The sequence below is a fragment of the Ruegeria sp. HKCCD4315 genome, assembly GCF_013112245.1.
Lineage (GTDB): Bacteria > Pseudomonadota > Alphaproteobacteria > Rhodobacterales > Rhodobacteraceae > Ruegeria.
In genome coordinates this window covers 2,567,892-2,584,565 of sequence record NZ_WVRN01000001.1, presented here as the reverse complement: position 1 = coordinate 2,584,565, position 16,674 = coordinate 2,567,892, and the positions used below count along the sequence as shown (strand labels likewise).

The window sequence follows — 16,674 nt, the reverse complement described above, 5'->3', positions numbered from 1 at the left end:
ATTGCGAAAGAAACCGATGCTTGTGTAAACGGACAACAGATGCCCCATTTAGTCGCTGAATTGATTGCACACCATGCAGACACGGCAAATGCCATTGGCGCCCCTGGCCAGCCTTGGTTGAGCTACCTTGGTTTGCGCGAGCATTGCGCGAAGGTCAAAGAGGATCTGCATCAGATCGGAATTGGGCGCGGCGACAGGGTGGCAATTGTGTTGCCTAACGGACCAGAGATGGCGACGGCATTCATATCCGTCGCCCAAGTGGCGACGACGGCGCCTTTAAACCCTTCTTATACTGCCGAAGAATATGTGTTCTATCTCAGAGACTTGAAAGCCAAGGCTCTTGTAGTAAGCGAAAACGAATGTGGCCCAGCCGTGCAAGCGGCGACTGAATTGGGTGTGGCCGTCTTGCGGATTTCTAGCGATAGTTCTCGTCCAGCTGGACAGTTTTCCGTTTTGGCCTGTGACCCAATTGGAGTGGCTGATACATCAGCGCCGGGTGAAGATGACGTCGCCCTGATACTCCATACATCAGGAACAACGTCGCGCCCCAAGATCGTTCCTTTGACGCAGGCCAATATCTACTCGTCGGCACGGAACGTGGCTTCGTCTTTGAAGCTGACAATCGATGATCGTTGTCTAAGCATCATGCCGCTGTTCCATATCCATGGACTGATCGCAGCAGTCGCGGCTTCTTTAGGCGCCGGATCGCAAATTAGCTGCGCCTCTGGGTTTAACGCTCTTAGCTTTTTTTCACAGGTCGCTGAGGTTGATCCGACATGGTACACGGCGGTTCCGACAATGCACCAAGCTATTCTCGCCCGAGCCGCCCGAAACCAATCAGTCATTGAGCAATCGCGCTTGCGTTTCTTGCGGTCGTCTTCCGCGTCGTTGCCCGCGCCGGTCATGGAAGAGTTGGTGGCGACATTCAATGCGCCTGTCATCGAGGCCTACGGTATGACTGAGGCCACGCATCAAATGTGTTGCAACCCGCTTCCTCCACAAAAGCAAAAGCCCGGATACGTCGGAGTAGCAGCGGGCCCTGAAGTCAGAATTGCAGACGAAACGGAAAATGTATTGATCGCTTCGCGGGATGTCGGAGAAATCGTTATCAGCGGTCCGAACGTGACCCCTGGGTATGAGAGCAACCCGCAGGTAAATGCAGACAATTTCTTTGAAGCGGATGGAAAACTCTGGTTTCGCACCGGTGATCAAGGGTCGTTCGACGAAGAGGATTATCTGCGACTGACTGGACGCCTTAAGGAGCTTATCAATCGCGGTGGAGAAAAAATCAGTCCACTTGAAGTTGACGCCGTGCTTCTAAGCCATCCGGATGTTGCTCAGGCAGTTTGTTTTGCCGTTCCCCACGAGAAACTGGGCGAAGATATAGCGGCGGCGGTGGTGCTCTCAGAAGGAGCGACGATTGCAGGTCAGGACGTCCGGGATTTTGTTGGCGCACGGCTCGCAAAATTCAAGGTGCCGACTTCAGTGGTTATTCTCGAAGAGATACCAAAAGGTGCGACTGGTAAGATACAAAGGATTGGGCTGGCCGCTAAATTGGGACTGGCAAAGGCTTAGACACATGAAAGTTTGCATCTTTGGTGCCGGAGCTATCGGAGGTTACGTTGCCGCGAAGCTCGCGCAGACTGACGTCGACGTCAGTGTCGTTGCACGTGGCCCACATCTGGTTGCAATGCAAGAAAAAGGGCTGACTCTCCAAGAGGATGGGCAGGAACCAATCAACGTGCCAATACGCGCCTCGGACAATGCCGCCGATCTCGGCCCCCAAGACTATGTCTTTATCACACTGAAAGCGCATTCCGTTCCAGCAGTTGTGGACTCGATCCAGCCACTGATTGGGGATGAAACGACAATAGTGAGCGGAGTGAACGGTGTACCCTGGTGGTTTTTCCACAAGCTGGGCGGTCCCTTCGAGGGGACGAGATTGTCATCTGTAGACCCGGGAGACGCGCAATGGAACGGTTTCGGACCGGATCGTGTGCTTGGGTGTGTTGTTTATCCGGCCGCGGAAGTCATTGCTCCGGGATCAATCAAGCATGTCGAAGGCAATCGTTTTTCTTTGGGTGAGCCCGATGGCACTAAATCAGACCGTGCCTCCAACCTTTCGGCTGCATTGTCCACCGCCGGGTTGCGCGCGCCCGTAAGACCGAGAATACGGGACGAAATTTGGCTGAAGCTATGGGGCAACTTGTCGTTCAACCCGATTTCCGCACTTACCCACTCAACACTTGATGTCTTGTGTACTGATGAAGGTTCACGCTCCGTGGCACGTGGAATGATGCTAGAGGCTCAGGAAATCGGTGAAAAACTGGGGGTTAGGTTCCCGATTGATGTCGAAAAGCGCATTGACGGAGGAGCGGCTGTCGGAGCACACAAGACCTCAATGTGGCAGGATTTGGAGCTGAACCGACCTATGGAAATTGATGCCTTGGTCACTTCAGTACAGGAATTGGGGCAACTGACCGGGATCGCAACACCCACAATCGACACTGTTGCATCACTGATAAAACTGAGGGCAAAGGTCGCGGGTCTTTACTAAGATTCTGCTGGCGATCATCTGAAGAGATCAGTTCTGGGCGGGCGGGGAGCTGAATAGCGATCCGGCGCTACAAAACACAGTTCTTTCAAACGTCTTGTCAGAAGAACTTTGCTTGGGCGGAGCAGCAGTGTTGCTTGCTTTCGCTCATGACTAGACCTGCAACTTTCAAACTCTTAAAACCAATCTAGAGATCATCCGCCTTTCGGTGATGCTGTATATCCGTATTGCCGGCAAATAGGTCAGTTACGCGGGTGCCTGTGTGCACACGCCCTCGCCGCCCCCCAACCAAATGATAGTAGTCAGCAGCGAAAATGGCGTTAAGACGCGCGGACCATTTGAAGTAGTCACCGTAGTTGGCCGATTAAGCGTAGAGAGTACGCTTGTCGAGGTTCCATTCATTGACGGAAGTTCGCAATTGGAGATTGCTTATTCGCTGTCGGCCGACCAAGTCTCGACATTCTAGACCTCCGCGAACATCGCATTGCTCCTTTGTGGCAAAACGGTATGCTAAAGGTCAACAAATTGCAGAGTTTGGTGGGTCATGCCCATCGCTTTAGTTCCGAATGAATGTCTGCTTCGTCCGCACCTCGGACGTAGTTCCGTCTTGAGTGAACGCCCCCTGTCGGGCTGAAGCGGGCATTTGTCCCGAGCCCCTAATTCGACGGCCCTCAAAGAACAGCTAGAGCCTTACTTCAGAGAGGATGGTCCTTTGAAAATCATGCCCCGCAAAATCGGCGAGCCTCACTGGCACGCGCACGGCTTACTGAGGGGGTAGGCAGGGGGCGGGTTCGTCAGGTGGGTGCAGCCTGTTATCGAATGCTCAGGCCAATCGGCGCAACGTAGCCATCGGCTGAGGAAACCTGCGCGATGGTCGCCATGTGGTCGCCATTCCCCTGTGGGGCCAGGTCGACTATCCTCTAAGTCTTTGATTTTATGGTGCTGCTGGAGAGAATTGAACTCTCGACCTCTCCCTTACCAAGGGAGTGCTCTACCTCTGAGCTACAGCAGCGCTGTGGGCGGGTGATTAGACTCAAACGAAACGCGGCGCAAGGGTGTCTGGACGGTTTTTTTCGCCTCCTGTAGAGAAAGATCATGACAGATAAAAATTCACCCAAAAAACAAGGCAAATCCGGGGAAGCGCGGGAAGAGCGTTTGAAGGCGGCGCTTAAGGCGAATATGGCGCGGCGCAAGGCGCAGGCCAAGGCGCGAGCGGCCTCGGGGGACAAAGCCGATAAGGACGAGGGATAAGAGCAGATGGATTCGATTCTTGTAACGGGCAACGGCCCGCTGAACGGGCAAATTCCGATCGCGGGGGCCAAGAACGCGTGCCTGACGCTGATGCCCGCAACTTTGCTAAGCGAAGAACCGCTGACGCTGACCAATGCGCCGCGACTGAGCGACATCAAAACCATGACCGCCTTGCTGCAATCGCTGGGGGCCGAAGTGTCTTCACTGCAGGACGGGCAGGTGATCGCAATGTCGAGCCACAGCCTGACTAGTCAGACAGCTGACTATGACATCGTGCGCAAGATGCGCGCGTCGAACCTGGTGCTTGGCCCATTGTTGGCGCGCTTTGGTCAGGCGGTTGTCTCGCTGCCCGGTGGGTGCGCGATTGGGGCGCGTCCTATGGACCTGCATGTCGAAGGGCTTGAGGCGTTGGGTGCAGAGATCGAACTGAAAGACGGGTATCTGCACGCCAAGGTACCGGGCGGGTTGAAAGGCGCGGTGCATGAGATGCGCTTTGCCTCGGTTGGGGCAACTGAAAACATCGTCATGGCTGCGACGCTGGCCAAGGGAACCACTGTTCTGAAGAATGCCGCGCGCGAACCTGAGATCGTGGATCTGGTCGAATGCTTGCGCAAGATGGGGGCCCAGATTTCGGGCGAGGGGACCTCGACCATTGAAATCCAGGGTGTCGACCGGTTGCATGGTGCCACGCATCAGGTCGTTACGGACCGGATCGAACTGGGTACCTATATGCTGGCACCGGCGATTTGCGGCGGTGAGGTTGAGTTGCTGGGCGGGCGCATGTCTCTGGTCGAATCCTTTGCCGAGAAGCTGGACGCAGCAGGAGTCAGCGTCGCGGAAACCGAAAAGGGACTGAAAGTGGCGCGCAAGAATGGTCGCGTTCAGGCCGTGGATGTGGTGACAGAGCCGTTTCCGGGCTTCCCGACGGACCTTCAGGCGCAGATGATGGCGCTGATGTGCACTGCTGAAGGAACTTCGGTGCTGGAAGAACGCATTTTCGAAAACCGATTCATGCACGCACCCGAACTGGTGCGCATGGGCGCGAATATCGAGGTGCATGGTGGCACAGCCACAGTTACCGGTGTTGAAAGCCTGAAAGGTGCGCCTGTTATGGCAACGGACCTGCGCGCCTCGGTCTCGCTGATTCTGGCGGGGCTGGCGGCAGAAGGTGAAACAACGGTCAGCCGGGTCTATCATCTGGACCGCGGATATGAGCATGTGGTGCGCAAGCTGGAAGGCGTGGGTGCAAAAATCGAACGGATCAAAGGCCAATGACAGACGCAAGTTTTGAAGACGGGCGCGAGGCCCCGCTGAATCTGGGAGCTGAGGACAGCGACGACCTTCAGGTGATTTCGACCCTGGCGCAGGACGCGGTTTTCCCGGTGACCGAGATGAAATGGCAGCCGTCGCAGCGCCGTTTTGGCCTGTTGCTGAACCGCTTTCGCTGGGAAGACAAAGACGCGGCCACCCGCCGTGATCGCCCGTTCGAGCGGGTGCAATCCGTGCTGGTCTTTGATTCGGTACTTTCCGTGGCCAGCCAAGGCGTTGATCGAAGGGATACTGACATGATCATGTCCCTTCTCTCGGTCGATTTCGAAGCGGGTGAAGATGGCGCTGGTCAAATCTTGCTGACATTGGCGGGCGACGGTGTGATCCGTCTTAAGGTCGAAGCCGTCGACGTGACCCTCAAGGACGTAACCCGCCCCTATCAGGCCCCGTCGGGTCAGGCCCCGCAGCACCCCGAATAGATGCAGAACAAGCGCGGTATCTCTCAGGCGTTTTCCAAACCGTCAGGAGGCGTCGCGCTGCGTCCGGCCACTGTGTTCGACGTGTTCGACATCAGCCAGGTGCTGATCCGGTCGATCACGCAGCTTTGTGTGGCCGACCACAATAACGATCCTGACCATCTGAAAAAATGGACAACAAACAAGGATCCGGAAACCATCCGGGGTTGGTTCAAATCAGGGTCGCAGATCTGGGTGGCCGAGCATGAAGGGCAGGTGGCTGCCGTCGGAGGTTTGTTCGAGACCGGGAAGATCACTTTGCTTTACGTTGATCCGGGTCATGTGGGCAGCGGGGTTGGGGCCGCTCTGCTCAGTCAGTTGGAACAGCAACTGGCTGCGTGCGGTTGCACCGAAACGCATCTTGACGCGACCCGGACGGCACGGGAGTTTTATCTACGCCATGGGTGGGAAGATACCGGACGGTGCAGTGACCGCCAGGATTTGTCCTGCTTGGCCATGCGCAAATCGCTGCACCCCGACGACTGAGGGTTGAGGCCGCGCGCAGCGGGCGATATGTCCCATGGCGCAACGCCCGGAGTGCCTGATCATGCCCGTTTTCCTCGACACCACATCGCCCGATTTTGAGGGTGCCTTCCAAACGCTGCTGTCAGCAAAGCGCGAAGACAGCCCGGATGTGGACGCAGTCGTGGCTCAGATCATCGATGATGTTCGCAACCGCGGTGACGCGGCGGTCATCGAGTTGACTGCTAAATTTGACCGGTTAGAGCTGACACCTGAAACACTGGCATTCAGCGCGCAAGAAATCTCAGACGCGGTGGCTGAGGTCGGGGCGGAAGATCGTACGGCGCTGGAACTTGCCGCAGCCCGCATCCGATCTTACCACGAAAAGCAGATGCCCACCGATTACAGCTGGACGGATGAAGCCGGAGCCACGTTGGGTTGGCGTTGGTCTGCGGTCTCTGCTGCAGGGCTGTACGTGCCGGGTGGACTGGCCTCCTATCCGTCGTCGGTGTTGATGAACGCCATTCCGGCTAAAGTGGCGGGCGTGGAGCGGCTGGCCATTGTGGTGCCTACGCCGGATGGGCAGGTAAATCCACTGGTTTTGCTGGCCGCACAATTGGCGGGCGTGGACGAGATCTATCGCATCGGCGGCGCGCAGGCCGTTGCAGCGCTGGCCTATGGCACCGACACCATCGTGCCGGTCGATAAAATCACCGGCCCAGGCAATGCCTTTGTCGCAGTCGCCAAACGGCGCGTCTTTGGCAAGGTCGGCATCGACATGATTGCGGGACCGTCGGAAATTCTGGTGATTGCCGACAAGGATAACGAACCCGACTGGATCGCGCTGGATTTGCTCAGCCAGGCCGAACATGACGAAAGCGCGCAATCCATCCTGATCACCGATGATGCCACTTTCGGTCAACGCGTGGCTGAGGCGGTCGAAAAACGCCTCGAAACTCTGCAACGTCGCGCTATCGCTGGTGCCAGTTGGCGCGACTTTGGTGCAGTCATCACTGTGCGTGATCTGGATGAGGCGGCGGCCCTGTCGAACCGTATTGCGCCTGAACATCTGGAACTGTGCGTCGCAGATCCGGTGACGTTGAGCGAAAAAACCATCCACGCCGGGGCGATTTTTCTGGGTCAATACACGCCCGAAGCCATCGGCGACTATGTCGGCGGCCCAAATCACGTGCTGCCGACTGCCCGGTCTGCTCGGTTCTCATCGGGTCTCAGCGTGATGGACTTTCTCAAACGCACCACACTTAGCCAGGTGACCCCCGAAGCGCTGCGCGCCATCGGACCGGCCGCCGAACAACTGGCCCATTCAGAAAGCCTTGAGGCGCATGGCTTGTCGGTTACGGCCCGGCTGAACCGCTTGAATGGTTGAATTGACGCAAAGACCGGGCCCATATGGCGTTTCTGTGCGTTGCTACGCGAATTTCGTTGTTATAGGTCTGTGCTGACACAAGGATTGTAGCTGTAAAGATGACCCGCATCTCGCATATCGAACTGGATGACCGAAACCTGCCCCCGCCGACGCCGGAGATCGAGCAGGAGCGCAAGGTTGCCATCTATGATTTGCTGGAAGAGAACAGTTTCTCTCTGCCCAAACGCGATGACCGCGTTGTGCCCGACGGACCCTATCGCTTGCAATTGTCGATCCGCGACAAGCGGTTGGTTTTTGACGTTGCAACAGAGGAAGAGCAGAAGGCGGCGGAATTTCATCTGTCGCTCGGCCCCTTTCGGCAAGTGGTCAAAGACTATTTCCAGATCTGCGAAAGCTATTTCGACGCGGTAAAATCGCTGCCCCCCAGCCAGATCGAAACCATCGACATGGCCCGGCGCGGCATCCACAACGAAGGCAGCCGCGTCTTGCAGGAAAGGTTAGAGGGCAAAGCCGACGTAGACACCGACACCGCCCGCCGCCTCTTCACGCTTATCTGCGTTTTGCATTTCGGAGGCTAACGGGTGACGCCTCTGCCGCAGTCGATCCTGTTCTGTTGCGACCACAACTCGGTTCGGTCCCCGATGGCCGAGGGCATCATGAAGAAATTCTACGGCACCGGCACTTACGTGCAGTCTGCCGGAGTTCATAACGATCTTGATATTGACGGTTTCTGTATTTCTGTATGCCACGAAATCGGGGTCGAGTTGTCCCGCCACCGCACCCGATCCTTCGACGAGATGGAAGAGTGGGGCGACGACCTCAGTTCGTTCGATCTGATTGTCGCCTTGTCACCAGCCAGTCAGCGCAAAGCGCTGGAACTGACCCGGATTTTTCATCTGGATGTCGATTATTGGCCAATAATGGACCCTACCGGGATGGGTGAGACGCGAGAAACCAAGCTACACCACTACCGACAGACCCGCGATCAGATCATCAAGCATCTGAAGGACCGCTGGGGCGAACCAACGGAGTGACCCATGAACCAGACCGTTCAAACCTATTTCGAGGCATTCAACGCCGGTGATGTTGATGGCATGTTGGCCTGTTTGTCCGACGACGTGGCCCATCATGTGAACGAGGGCCAAATCCGTGTGGGCAAGGAAAAGTTTGCGGCCTTCTGCGCCCATATGAATCGCTGCTACAAAGAGAACCTGACCGATATCGTCGTATTCGACGCCCAGGGTGGCACCCGCGCTGCGGCCGAATTCACCGTGAACGGCACCTATCTGCAAACCGACGAGGGCCTGCCCGAAGCGCACGGCCAGACCTATCGCCTGCCTGCCGGATCATTCTTTGATCTGAAAGACGGAAAGATCACCCGCGTCACAACTTTCTACAATCTGGCGGACTGGACCAAACAGGTCTCGAATGGCTGAGGTCAGCGCAGTCCGCCCCCTGACCGGAGCGGCGCTTGAGGCTGCTCTGGACGATGTCGCCCGTCTGCGGATCAAGGTCTTTCACGACTGGCCTTATCTCTATGATGGCGACCTCGAATACGAGCGGAAATACCTTCAGTCCTACCGGGACAGCGATCAGGCCATCGTGGTGGGTGCTTTCGACGGCGACCGCCTGATCGGCGCGTCAACCGGTGCCCCCCTGACGGATCACGCCGAAGATTTCGCCGCAGCGTTTGAAGGCACAGGCCTTGAGTTGGGCGACATCTTCTATTGCGCAGAGTCGGTACTGTTACCGGAGTATCGTGGGCAAGGTGTCGGCCACAAATTCTTTGACGAACGTGAAGCCCATGCTCGCCGTCTTGGGTTCTCCAAAGCTGCATTCTGCGGAGTGCAACGCCCGGACGACCACCCGATGAGACCTGCACAATACCGCCCGCTCGACACCTTCTGGCGCGCGCGCGGTTACACGCCTCTACCCGGCGTCATTGCACAGTTTTCCTGGAAAGACATCGGAGAAGACGGCGAGACGCTCAAACCGCTACAGTTCTGGATCAGGGATCTGTAGACACCATCTACGGTGCGCGCCTGCGGCTTAAGAAACCGTATTTCACGGCCCAAGCCCGAAGCGACAGGCGTTTACGCTTGTCTTGTTTCACTGCTTTCTTGGATTGCTGACCGCCTTTGCGGTTGAACTCATAGACGTCAATGACACGCTCGGCGCATCCGCAGGCCTCGCCCATCCCAACCTTGGCGAAATAGAACTTGTCGAATTCTTCCTGTTTTTGCATCACCAGCCTCCTTCGTACATTCAAGCACGTCAGACCGCAGATGCCAATTCACGTTCCCGTCTGTGTAGGACTTAGAGCAGGTCCCGGGCAGAGCATGCCCGGGCATTTGTTTTCAGTGCCCTAAGATCGGGTCAAACTCACTTTCAGGGTCAAGGACCGGATCCAGAACAAGCACCAACCGCGTCTCGCCCGTGCCTTCAATCGGAGGCGAGCGGTGCAGAAAACCGGAGTCTGGTTGTGCGGGCCAGAGCGTGCCACGTAACAGAATTGGTGCGCCGGTTGGGGTTGTGAAAACGCGCGATGGGTCTGCGCCACCTGTCGAGACCCCATATTGCGTTCCCGTTCCCTTATAGGTGCAGACAAGGCGCGCGGTCACGGCATCGATGTGGAACCTGCGGCATGCATTGGTCGTTATCACGTCCAACCGCAGCCGCAGCCATTTCGCGTTCATCAGACCGGCAAAGATATCAGACAGCGCTGCAATGTCGTCCACCAGCCGGGCGCGCTCTGCACCCGGTGGGGTGCCGCGCGCGTCGCATACTTCAGAAACAGCCTCGCGCACCAACTCGGGGCGCAGGATCACGCGGGTCTTGGGCAGTTGTTCGGGATCAAGCCCATTTAGCCAAGATTGAAAACCTTGCAACGGTTGTCTGTTCCATATGGCTGCAGCGCAGCTGGGCTGATGAATGGCTGAAAGACTGTCCGGCGTGGTGCAAATCTCGATCCCCATGGCCGCGTCTTGGGCGATGTTCTGAACAATGCTCATGCCGCAGCCTCGGCACGGCGCCAGATCGGGAAGGGGTCTGGCAGCTTTGGCAGGTCTTCAAGACGGCTTGCAGCGACAGTGGGCAGCAGTGCTGTATCCAATCGGGCTTTCAGTCTAGGCCAGTCGATGCCGCTGCCGATGAATACGATCTCTTGTCGGCGATCGCCCCAGGGTTCTTGCCAATGGGCCTGCATATAAGCGCGTGCGCTTTCATGATCAGGGCGGCGGTCTTCGGGCACTGTTGCCCACCAAGTGCCCAGAGGCTGCACGGACGACAACGCGCCTGCCAGTGAAAACTCGGCCACCCAGTCCGGGCGCGTGGCGATCCAGAAATGACCCTTGGCCCGGATCACACCGGGCAGATCGCCGTTCAAGATTTCAAGGATCTTTTCGGGGATAAAGGGCTGCCGCGCACGGTAGACATAACTGGTAACGCCATATTCTTCGGTTTCCGGCACGTGATCGGCAAATCCATACAGCTCTTTAGCCCACATTGGGTGCTCATGCGCCTTTTCGAAGTCGAACAGCCCGGTATCCAGAATTTCGTCTGCGGCAACATCTGAGTGGTTGGTTTCAATAATCTTAGCATCCGCGTTCAAACTGCGGATGATCTTGCGCGCAGCATCCACGCGGTCCGGCCCGGCGTCGGCAACCTTGTTCAAAATGACCACATCGGCAAATTCGATCTGATCGGTCAGCAGGTGTACCAACGTGCGTTCATCTTCTTCCCCCATGGTCTCGCCCCGGTCGCGCAGGAAATCATGGCTTGAGAAGTCATTGAGCAGATTGACTGCGTCGACAACCGTCACCATCGTGTCCAGACGTGAAACATCAGACAGGCTTTCGCCAAGCTCATCGCGGAAATCGAAAGTTGCCGCAACGGGCAGTGGCTCGGAGATACCGGTGGATTCGATCAACAGGTAATCAAACCGCCCTTCTGATGCCAGCCTGCGCACCTCGTCCAGCAAGTCGTCCCGAAGCGTGCAGCAGATGCAGCCGTTCGACATTTCGACCAACGTCTCGTCTGTGCGGGAAAGCTCGGTATCGGCGCGAACAAGATCGGCATCGATATTCACTTCGGACATGTCGTTGACAATCACGGCCACCCGTCGGCCATCGCGATTGTTCAGTACGCGGTTCAAGAGGGTTGTTTTGCCCGCGCCCAGAAAGCCGGACAGAACAGTGACCGGAAGTCGGGTTTCAGTCATGGGGTGCGCTCCTGTGTTTTTTAGCCCGAATCGGGGGCAGACGGGTGTTTGCCTTCGCCCGTTATAAATTGCCGGCTATGTAATGTTATTACATTATTAATGACAAGCCGGTTTTTGATGGGTTATCGTTTGATTGCTGAACCAGCGTCTCGCAAAACCTCCACAGCGCTTGGGTGCGGGCCAGAAGGACGGTGCGGAAACAAATGCCCTGTACATGCCGCGCCGTCCTCTTCTAGTGTCGCGGCAACTGAGTCTTAGTAGATGCCAAATCATGAAAATCGCCACTGCCGCTTACGACCTCAGCTGGCTCGACAGTTGGGCACAGTATGAAGACAAATTGGACCGCTGGGTCGCCGAAGCCGCAGGGCAGGGGGCTGAACTTCTGGTTTTCCCTGAATACGGAGCCATGGAGCTTTCGACCCTCGATGGGGTCGAGGTGGCAGGCGATCTGGAACGCTCGATCCATTCAGTGTCTGACCGAATGGGGGATGTGCAAACCCTGCACAGCCGCCTTGCGAAGACATACAACACATACATTCTGGGCGCTTCCGCCCCGGTTATGGATGGCCACGGTCGTCCAGTGAACCGCGCCGCGTTCTATGCGCCAGATGGCGCTTGCGACCATCAGGACAAACAGATCATGACCCGGTTCGAGCGTGAAGATTGGGACATTGCCCACGGTGGTCCGCTGAAGCTGTTCAACACCGCGCTGGGCAAGATCGGGGTGCTCATCTGTTATGACAGCGAGTTCCCTTTGTTGGGCCGCGCCCTCAGCGAGGCGGATCTGATCCTTGTTCCGTCTTGCACCGAAGCCCTTTCCGGTTATTGGCGTGTCCGCATCGGAGCGATGTCAAGAGCATTGGAAAACCAATGTGTTACAGTGATGGCTTCGCTGGTCGGAAATAACGAATGGTCCGAGACCGTGGACAAAAACACTGGTACGGGCGGCATATTCGGCCCGCCGGACAAGGGCTTTCCAGCCACAGGGGTGCTGGCCGAAGGCGTGCTGAACCAACCCGGCTGGACCTATGCCGAGGTCGAATTGGAAGCAATTGCACATGTCCGTGCGGACGGCCATGTGCTGAACCGCACTCATTGGCAGGAACAAGCCCCCCGAGTCGAATCGGTCACAATATCCAGCCTTTAGGTGATTCCGCCCTTGAAATAAGGGCGAAATAGGCTCATTTAAGCGCACATCCCCGCGGATTCTGCGGGTGCAACGTAATGATGGAGACAACATGGCCAAGGAAGATACGCTCGAATTTCCCGGTGTCGTGAAGGAACTCCTGCCTAATGCGACGTTTCGGGTCGAGCTGGAAAACGGCCATGAGATCATCGCACATACGGCAGGTAAGATGCGCAAGAACCGCATCCGCGTTCTGGCCGGCGACAAAGTCCAGGTCGAAATGACCCCGTACGATCTGACCAAAGGTCGGATCAACTACCGTTTCAAGTAACGCCTGCCGCAATGGCGTTTATTTTAGGATCGGGCAGCCCGAGACGGCTGGACCTGCTGTCCCAGCTTGGTGTGCAGCCCGATGCCATCCGCCCCCCTGACATCGACGAAACACCGCTGAAAGGCGAGCTTCCGGTTCCCTATTGCAGCCGTATCACACGCGAAAAAGTGCAGGCGGTACAAGCGGATAGAGATGACATCACGTTGTGCGCAGACACCACCGTCGCTTTGGGGCGTCGCATTCTGGGTAAACCCGAAGATGCAGGCCAAGCCGCCGAATTTCTGCACGCGTTGTCCGGTCGCCGTCACCGGGTCATAACCTCGGTCGCGATACGGCGTGGGGAGCGAATATTGCAGCGTGACGTCGTCTCGCAGGTGAAGGTCAAGCGCCTGTCGGATGTCGAAATCAACGCATATCTGGCGACAGGGGACTGGCAGGGCAAAGCGGGTGCCTATGCCATTCAAGGCCCCGCAGGCGCGTTCATTCCCTGGATTTCGGGCTCGTTCACCGGCATTGTCGGTCTGCCCCTGTCCGAAACCGCCGCTCTGCTGCAGGGTATCGGCTATCCATTATATCGCGAGGCATCATGAAGGGCCGCACTATCGTTCTGGACCATATCGAGGACCGCGAAGCCGCGGCCCTTATGGTTGACGGCAAGCTTGATGACTTCCTGATTGCAGCGGACGCGCCTACGCCCGGTACGATCTATCGCGCCCGTGCCGACCGCCCGGTCAAAGGGCAGGGGGGCATGTTTCTGACAACCCCGGATGGGCCTGCCTTCTTGCGACAAGTCAAAGGGTTGGCCCCCGGCACCATGCTTCTGGTGCAGGTGAGTGGTTATGCCGAACCAGGCAAAGCCATTCCGGTGAGCAACCGTATCCTGTTTAAAAGCCGCTATGCCATTGTCACGCCCGAAGCGCCGGGCCTGAACATTTCGCGCAGCATCAGGGATGAAGAAGTCCGTGACCAGTTGCTGGAAATTGCACATGAACAGATGGGTGACAGCCGTTACGGCCTGATCCTTCGCTCCTGCTGCGTGGGTGCGGATGCGGATGACATTGCCGAAGACATCTCGTCCATGTTGGCGCAAGCGGACCAGGTGATGAATGACGATGGCACCGAACCAGAGATTCTGAGTGAAGGCGACAGCCCTCACATACTGGCCTGGCGGGACTGGACAGACCCGGCCGAGGTTGTCACGCGGGCCGGAGGCTTCGAAACTCACGGTGTGCTGGACGCGTTAGATGTTGCGCATGGTGTTTCCGAACCTTTGCCGGGTGGCGGATATCTTTATATCGAACCTACACGCGCATTGGTTGCAGTGGATGTGAATACCGGCGCGGACACATCCTTGGCGGCTGGGACCAAAGCCAACTTTGCCTGTGCCAAACTGTTGCCCCGCGCCTTGCGCGTGCGTGGATTGGCAGGGCAGATCACCCTGGATCTGGCACCGATGCCCAAAAAAGACCGGCGTGGTTTCGAATCCGCTCTGCGCGCTGCTTTCAAGTCGGATCCGGACGAGACGATTCTGGCAGGCTGGACCCCGCTGGGACATTTCGAACTGCAACGCAAACGCAGCCGTTTGCCGCTGGCGGAGATCCTGAAATGAGCTGCCCGATCTGCGGAGAAGACACGGTGCAGAAGTTCCGTCCTTTCTGCTCAAAACGCTGCGCAGACATTGATTTGGCCAAGTGGCTGAACGGTTCTTACGCAGTCCCTTCGCAGCGCGAAGACGACCTTGAAGCAGACGCTGAAGCCCAAGACCTTATGCCGAAACGACCGCACTGAAAAAATGTAAAAAAGCCTCTGGACACTGCCGGTGGCAAGTCATAGAACGCCTCCACCCAACGACGAATGTCGTTCCCGTGCCCGGGTAGCTCAGGGGTAGAGCAGTGGATTGAAAATCCTCGTGTCGGTGGTTCGATTCCGCCCCCGGGCACCATTTTGCAATCAGCTATGCAAAACTTGTCGGCAGGTGCTTTTCCGCAGACTGAGCAGTCTCATGACGTTCCGACAATCAACTGCACGCCGACGCTAACTGGTATCACCTGCGTTTTTCAGAAAACTGGCCAGTCGTGTGTTGTGCTGTTTGACGGCAACGGCGGCGGCTTTGGAAAAGTCTGACCAAGGCCAGTTCTGGGGGTCAATGGATTTGGACAGTTGCGAAAACAGCGGATTGTCTGCGTCGTCCGTCGTCTCGGCGATTTGGACCGAAACGCGATAGTCCGAGGTGTCATCACACTCGTTATACATACGCAGCGAGGCAAGGTTGGCGTCGTCGTCGATCAACACGATCGCGCCTCCGATGAGCGGTTTGACCTCAGGGCTGTCCACGACCCATCCACCGCTGTTGTAGGCGGCGAAACTTGGGGCAAAGAAATGCTCCAACGGCATGATTGCTTCAAAAGGCTTGTGAGTGTGCCCAAAAACAAGTGCCACGTTTGACGGAGCTGTCTCGCCAAATTCCGATCTGATTTGTTCTTGAACCGGAACCTGCATGAACCGCTTGACGCCTGCGCCATCGTCGCTGAGCAACGTGTCAGTCTGCCCGCGTTCAAAATAGTCAGCGACCAACGCGCCAACCATTTCGCCGACGCCCTTGGCAAGTGTTTTCCCGGTCGCTCCGCCCTTTTTCAGAACCAGATTTCGGGCCGCACTGCCCAGCAGTGATCCAATCGCCTTGGGGCTGTTTTCAGTGTTGTAAACGTTTTCCTCATCGACACCGATGTGGCCGGAACGGCCAAGAACGGACCAGACAAAGTCAATCCAGGCAAAGTTCTGAGCTTCCCAGGCTTCCATTGTCTCAGGCGGTGTTGTTTTCGGGTAGAGGAGGTCCGCAAACTCGCTGACCATCAGATATGCCTCTTCGATAAAGTGCCCGTGGCTGACCACAATAAGCTTGTCACCGGATGTGATGGCGTAATTGGGATAAACGGTTTTGATCTTGACGTCTGCAAGCCAGGGAAGACTGTGTGCGATTGCATTGACAAAATAGCTGGGAACACCGTCGGGTTCGCGCATCGGAGTGATGTGCGGTGGGCGGGGCAGGGGGGTGCTCCAATCGGCTGAGCTCAGACAATCCGCATATTGTCGCTCTCGGCAGGTTTCCCAAAGATGATGGTCATGATTGCCGGGGATGAACACAATCTCGGAATCGAAAAGCCGGGCGGCGGGATCATCCGGCATGGTCAACTCAAGAAAGTGGCGAAAGGCCATCGCAGCCACGTTTTCCATACTGAAGGCCAGATCGAGAATATCCCCGTTCAAAATGAGCGTCGGCAGGCGATCACCTGAATTGTCGTTTATGAGGTGCCTCAGGCAGTTCGCCAAGTGTATCAGAACATCGCTGGGGTGCATCGGATCAACACTGCCGTCCGTCGCGTTCAGGCGCGTCAAAATGCTGTTATCCGCCCCAAAATGCATATCTGAAAGACAGACATATCTGATGTCGCCCATAATCCACCCAAAACATGTTTAAACTACGATTTATTGCGTCGCATCGATGTTTTGACACGAAGTCTGACTATTCCGTTGACTTATCACAAAACTTGACCGCGCGA

At 56.7% G+C, this 16,674-nt stretch carries 20 protein-coding genes, 2 tRNA genes and 1 pseudogene; 18 read left to right on the top strand and 5 right to left on the bottom strand.

Translation table 11 applies throughout. The features are described from left to right. Positions 1-39 precede the first annotated feature (39 nt). The 3 genes and pseudogenes from GS646_RS12860 to GS646_RS23230 form a co-directional block, all read left to right on the top strand. Positions 40-1,575 (top strand): acyl--CoA ligase, encoded by a 1,536-nt coding sequence (locus GS646_RS12860; RefSeq protein WP_171188342.1) that lies wholly within the window; start codon positions 40-42, stop codon positions 1,573-1,575. Between the two features lie 4 nt (positions 1,576-1,579). Then, positions 1,580-2,557, top strand: a complete 978-nt coding sequence (locus GS646_RS12855; protein WP_171648732.1) for a 2-dehydropantoate 2-reductase — start codon at positions 1,580-1,582, stop codon at positions 2,555-2,557. Positions 2,558-2,807: 250 nt separating this feature from the next. After that, positions 2,808-3,020 (top strand): annotated as a pseudogene (locus GS646_RS23230) (DUF3299 domain-containing protein); the annotation flags it as partial. A gap of 471 nt (positions 3,021-3,491) precedes the next feature. On the opposite strand, the gene GS646_RS12845 reads toward GS646_RS23230, so the two are convergent. After that, positions 3,492-3,566: transfer RNA gene (locus GS646_RS12845), tRNA-Thr, on the bottom strand. A gap of 83 nt (positions 3,567-3,649) precedes the next feature. Here GS646_RS12845 and GS646_RS12840 point away from each other — a divergent pair. The 9 genes from GS646_RS12840 to GS646_RS12800 all read left to right on the top strand — a co-directional run bounded on the left by GS646_RS12840 (position 3,650) and on the right by GS646_RS12800 (position 9,460). Continuing rightward, positions 3,650-3,805, top strand: a complete 156-nt coding sequence (locus GS646_RS12840) for a hypothetical protein (RefSeq protein ID WP_171188337.1) — start codon at positions 3,650-3,652, stop codon at positions 3,803-3,805. A gap of 6 nt (positions 3,806-3,811) precedes the next feature. Further along, positions 3,812-5,080, top strand: a complete 1,269-nt coding sequence (murA, locus tag GS646_RS12835; protein WP_171188335.1) for a UDP-N-acetylglucosamine 1-carboxyvinyltransferase — start codon at positions 3,812-3,814, stop codon at positions 5,078-5,080. Continuing rightward, the gene (locus GS646_RS12830; protein WP_171188333.1) at positions 5,077-5,553 is read left to right on the top strand and encodes a DUF2948 family protein; all 477 of its coding nucleotides are present in this window, start codon (positions 5,077-5,079) and stop codon (positions 5,551-5,553) included. Before murA ends, GS646_RS12830 begins: the two co-directional genes overlap by 4 nt. After that, positions 5,554-6,075, top strand: a complete 522-nt coding sequence (locus GS646_RS12825; protein ID WP_171188331.1) for a GNAT family N-acetyltransferase — start codon at positions 5,554-5,556, stop codon at positions 6,073-6,075. Positions 6,076-6,136: 61 nt separating this feature from the next. Continuing rightward, positions 6,137-7,438: a histidinol dehydrogenase gene (gene hisD / locus GS646_RS12820; RefSeq protein ID WP_171188329.1), complete on the top strand. Its 1,302-nt coding sequence runs from the start codon at positions 6,137-6,139 to the stop codon at positions 7,436-7,438. Between the two features lie 98 nt (positions 7,439-7,536). Beyond that, positions 7,537-8,016 carry a UPF0262 family protein gene (locus tag GS646_RS12815; protein WP_171175817.1) on the top strand — a complete coding sequence of 160 codons (480 nt, stop codon included), beginning with the start codon at positions 7,537-7,539 and terminating at the stop codon, positions 8,014-8,016. Between the two features lie 3 nt (positions 8,017-8,019). Then, positions 8,020-8,472 carry a low molecular weight phosphatase family protein gene (locus GS646_RS12810; RefSeq protein ID WP_171091313.1) on the top strand — a complete coding sequence of 151 codons (453 nt, stop codon included), beginning with the start codon at positions 8,020-8,022 and terminating at the stop codon, positions 8,470-8,472. A 3-nt stretch (positions 8,473-8,475) separates the two neighbouring features. After that, the gene (locus GS646_RS12805; RefSeq protein ID WP_171188328.1) at positions 8,476-8,874 is read left to right on the top strand and encodes a ketosteroid isomerase-related protein; all 399 of its coding nucleotides are present in this window, start codon (positions 8,476-8,478) and stop codon (positions 8,872-8,874) included. Continuing rightward, positions 8,867-9,460, top strand: a complete 594-nt coding sequence (locus tag GS646_RS12800; RefSeq protein WP_171188326.1) for a GNAT family N-acetyltransferase — start codon at positions 8,867-8,869, stop codon at positions 9,458-9,460. The genes GS646_RS12805 and GS646_RS12800 overlap by 8 nt, the downstream gene beginning before the upstream one ends. 7 nt (positions 9,461-9,467) lie before the next feature. On the opposite strand, the gene GS646_RS12795 is transcribed toward GS646_RS12800, so the two are convergent. From GS646_RS12795 to GS646_RS12785, 3 genes are all read right to left on the bottom strand, one after another. Continuing rightward, positions 9,468-9,683 (bottom strand): hypothetical protein, encoded by a 216-nt coding sequence (locus tag GS646_RS12795; RefSeq protein ID WP_171188324.1) that lies wholly within the window; start codon positions 9,681-9,683, stop codon positions 9,468-9,470. A gap of 112 nt (positions 9,684-9,795) precedes the next feature. Then, on the bottom strand, positions 9,796-10,449 hold the full coding sequence (locus tag GS646_RS12790) for a DUF1826 domain-containing protein (protein ID WP_171188323.1): 654 nt from the start codon (positions 10,447-10,449) through the stop codon (positions 9,796-9,798). After that, positions 10,446-11,657 carry a GTP-binding protein gene (locus tag GS646_RS12785; protein ID WP_171188321.1) on the bottom strand — a complete coding sequence of 404 codons (1,212 nt, stop codon included), beginning with the start codon at positions 11,655-11,657 and terminating at the stop codon, positions 10,446-10,448. Before GS646_RS12785 ends, GS646_RS12790 begins: the two co-directional genes overlap by 4 nt. 271 nt (positions 11,658-11,928) lie before the next feature. Between GS646_RS12785 and GS646_RS12780 the strand changes: the two genes are divergently transcribed. The 6 genes from GS646_RS12780 to GS646_RS12755 all read left to right on the top strand — a co-directional run bounded on the left by GS646_RS12780 (position 11,929) and on the right by GS646_RS12755 (position 15,056). Next, positions 11,929-12,804 (top strand): carbon-nitrogen hydrolase family protein, encoded by an 876-nt coding sequence (locus tag GS646_RS12780; protein WP_171188320.1) that lies wholly within the window; start codon positions 11,929-11,931, stop codon positions 12,802-12,804. Positions 12,805-12,895: 91 nt separating this feature from the next. After that, on the top strand, positions 12,896-13,114 hold the full coding sequence (infA, locus tag GS646_RS12775; RefSeq protein WP_005978431.1) for a translation initiation factor IF-1: 219 nt from the start codon (positions 12,896-12,898) through the stop codon (positions 13,112-13,114). 11 nt (positions 13,115-13,125) lie between these two features. Continuing rightward, positions 13,126-13,704 (top strand): nucleoside triphosphate pyrophosphatase, encoded by a 579-nt coding sequence (locus GS646_RS12770; RefSeq protein ID WP_171188318.1) that lies wholly within the window; start codon positions 13,126-13,128, stop codon positions 13,702-13,704. Then, complete coding sequence (locus GS646_RS12765; RefSeq protein WP_171188316.1) at positions 13,701-14,723, top strand: ribonuclease E/G; 1,023 nt, start codon at positions 13,701-13,703, stop codon at positions 14,721-14,723. The genes GS646_RS12770 and GS646_RS12765 overlap by 4 nt, the downstream gene beginning before the upstream one ends. Further along, entirely contained in the window at positions 14,720-14,902 is a 183-nt protein-coding gene (locus GS646_RS12760; RefSeq protein ID WP_171091294.1) for a DNA gyrase inhibitor YacG, read from the top strand. The genes GS646_RS12765 and GS646_RS12760 overlap by 4 nt, the downstream gene beginning before the upstream one ends. A gap of 79 nt (positions 14,903-14,981) precedes the next feature. After that, positions 14,982-15,056: transfer RNA gene (locus tag GS646_RS12755), tRNA-Phe, on the top strand. Between the two features lie 92 nt (positions 15,057-15,148). On the opposite strand, the gene GS646_RS12750 is transcribed toward GS646_RS12755, so the two are convergent. Then, complete coding sequence (locus GS646_RS12750) at positions 15,149-16,570, bottom strand: metallophosphoesterase (RefSeq protein ID WP_171188314.1); 1,422 nt, start codon at positions 16,568-16,570, stop codon at positions 15,149-15,151. Positions 16,571-16,674: the final 104 nt, after the last annotated feature.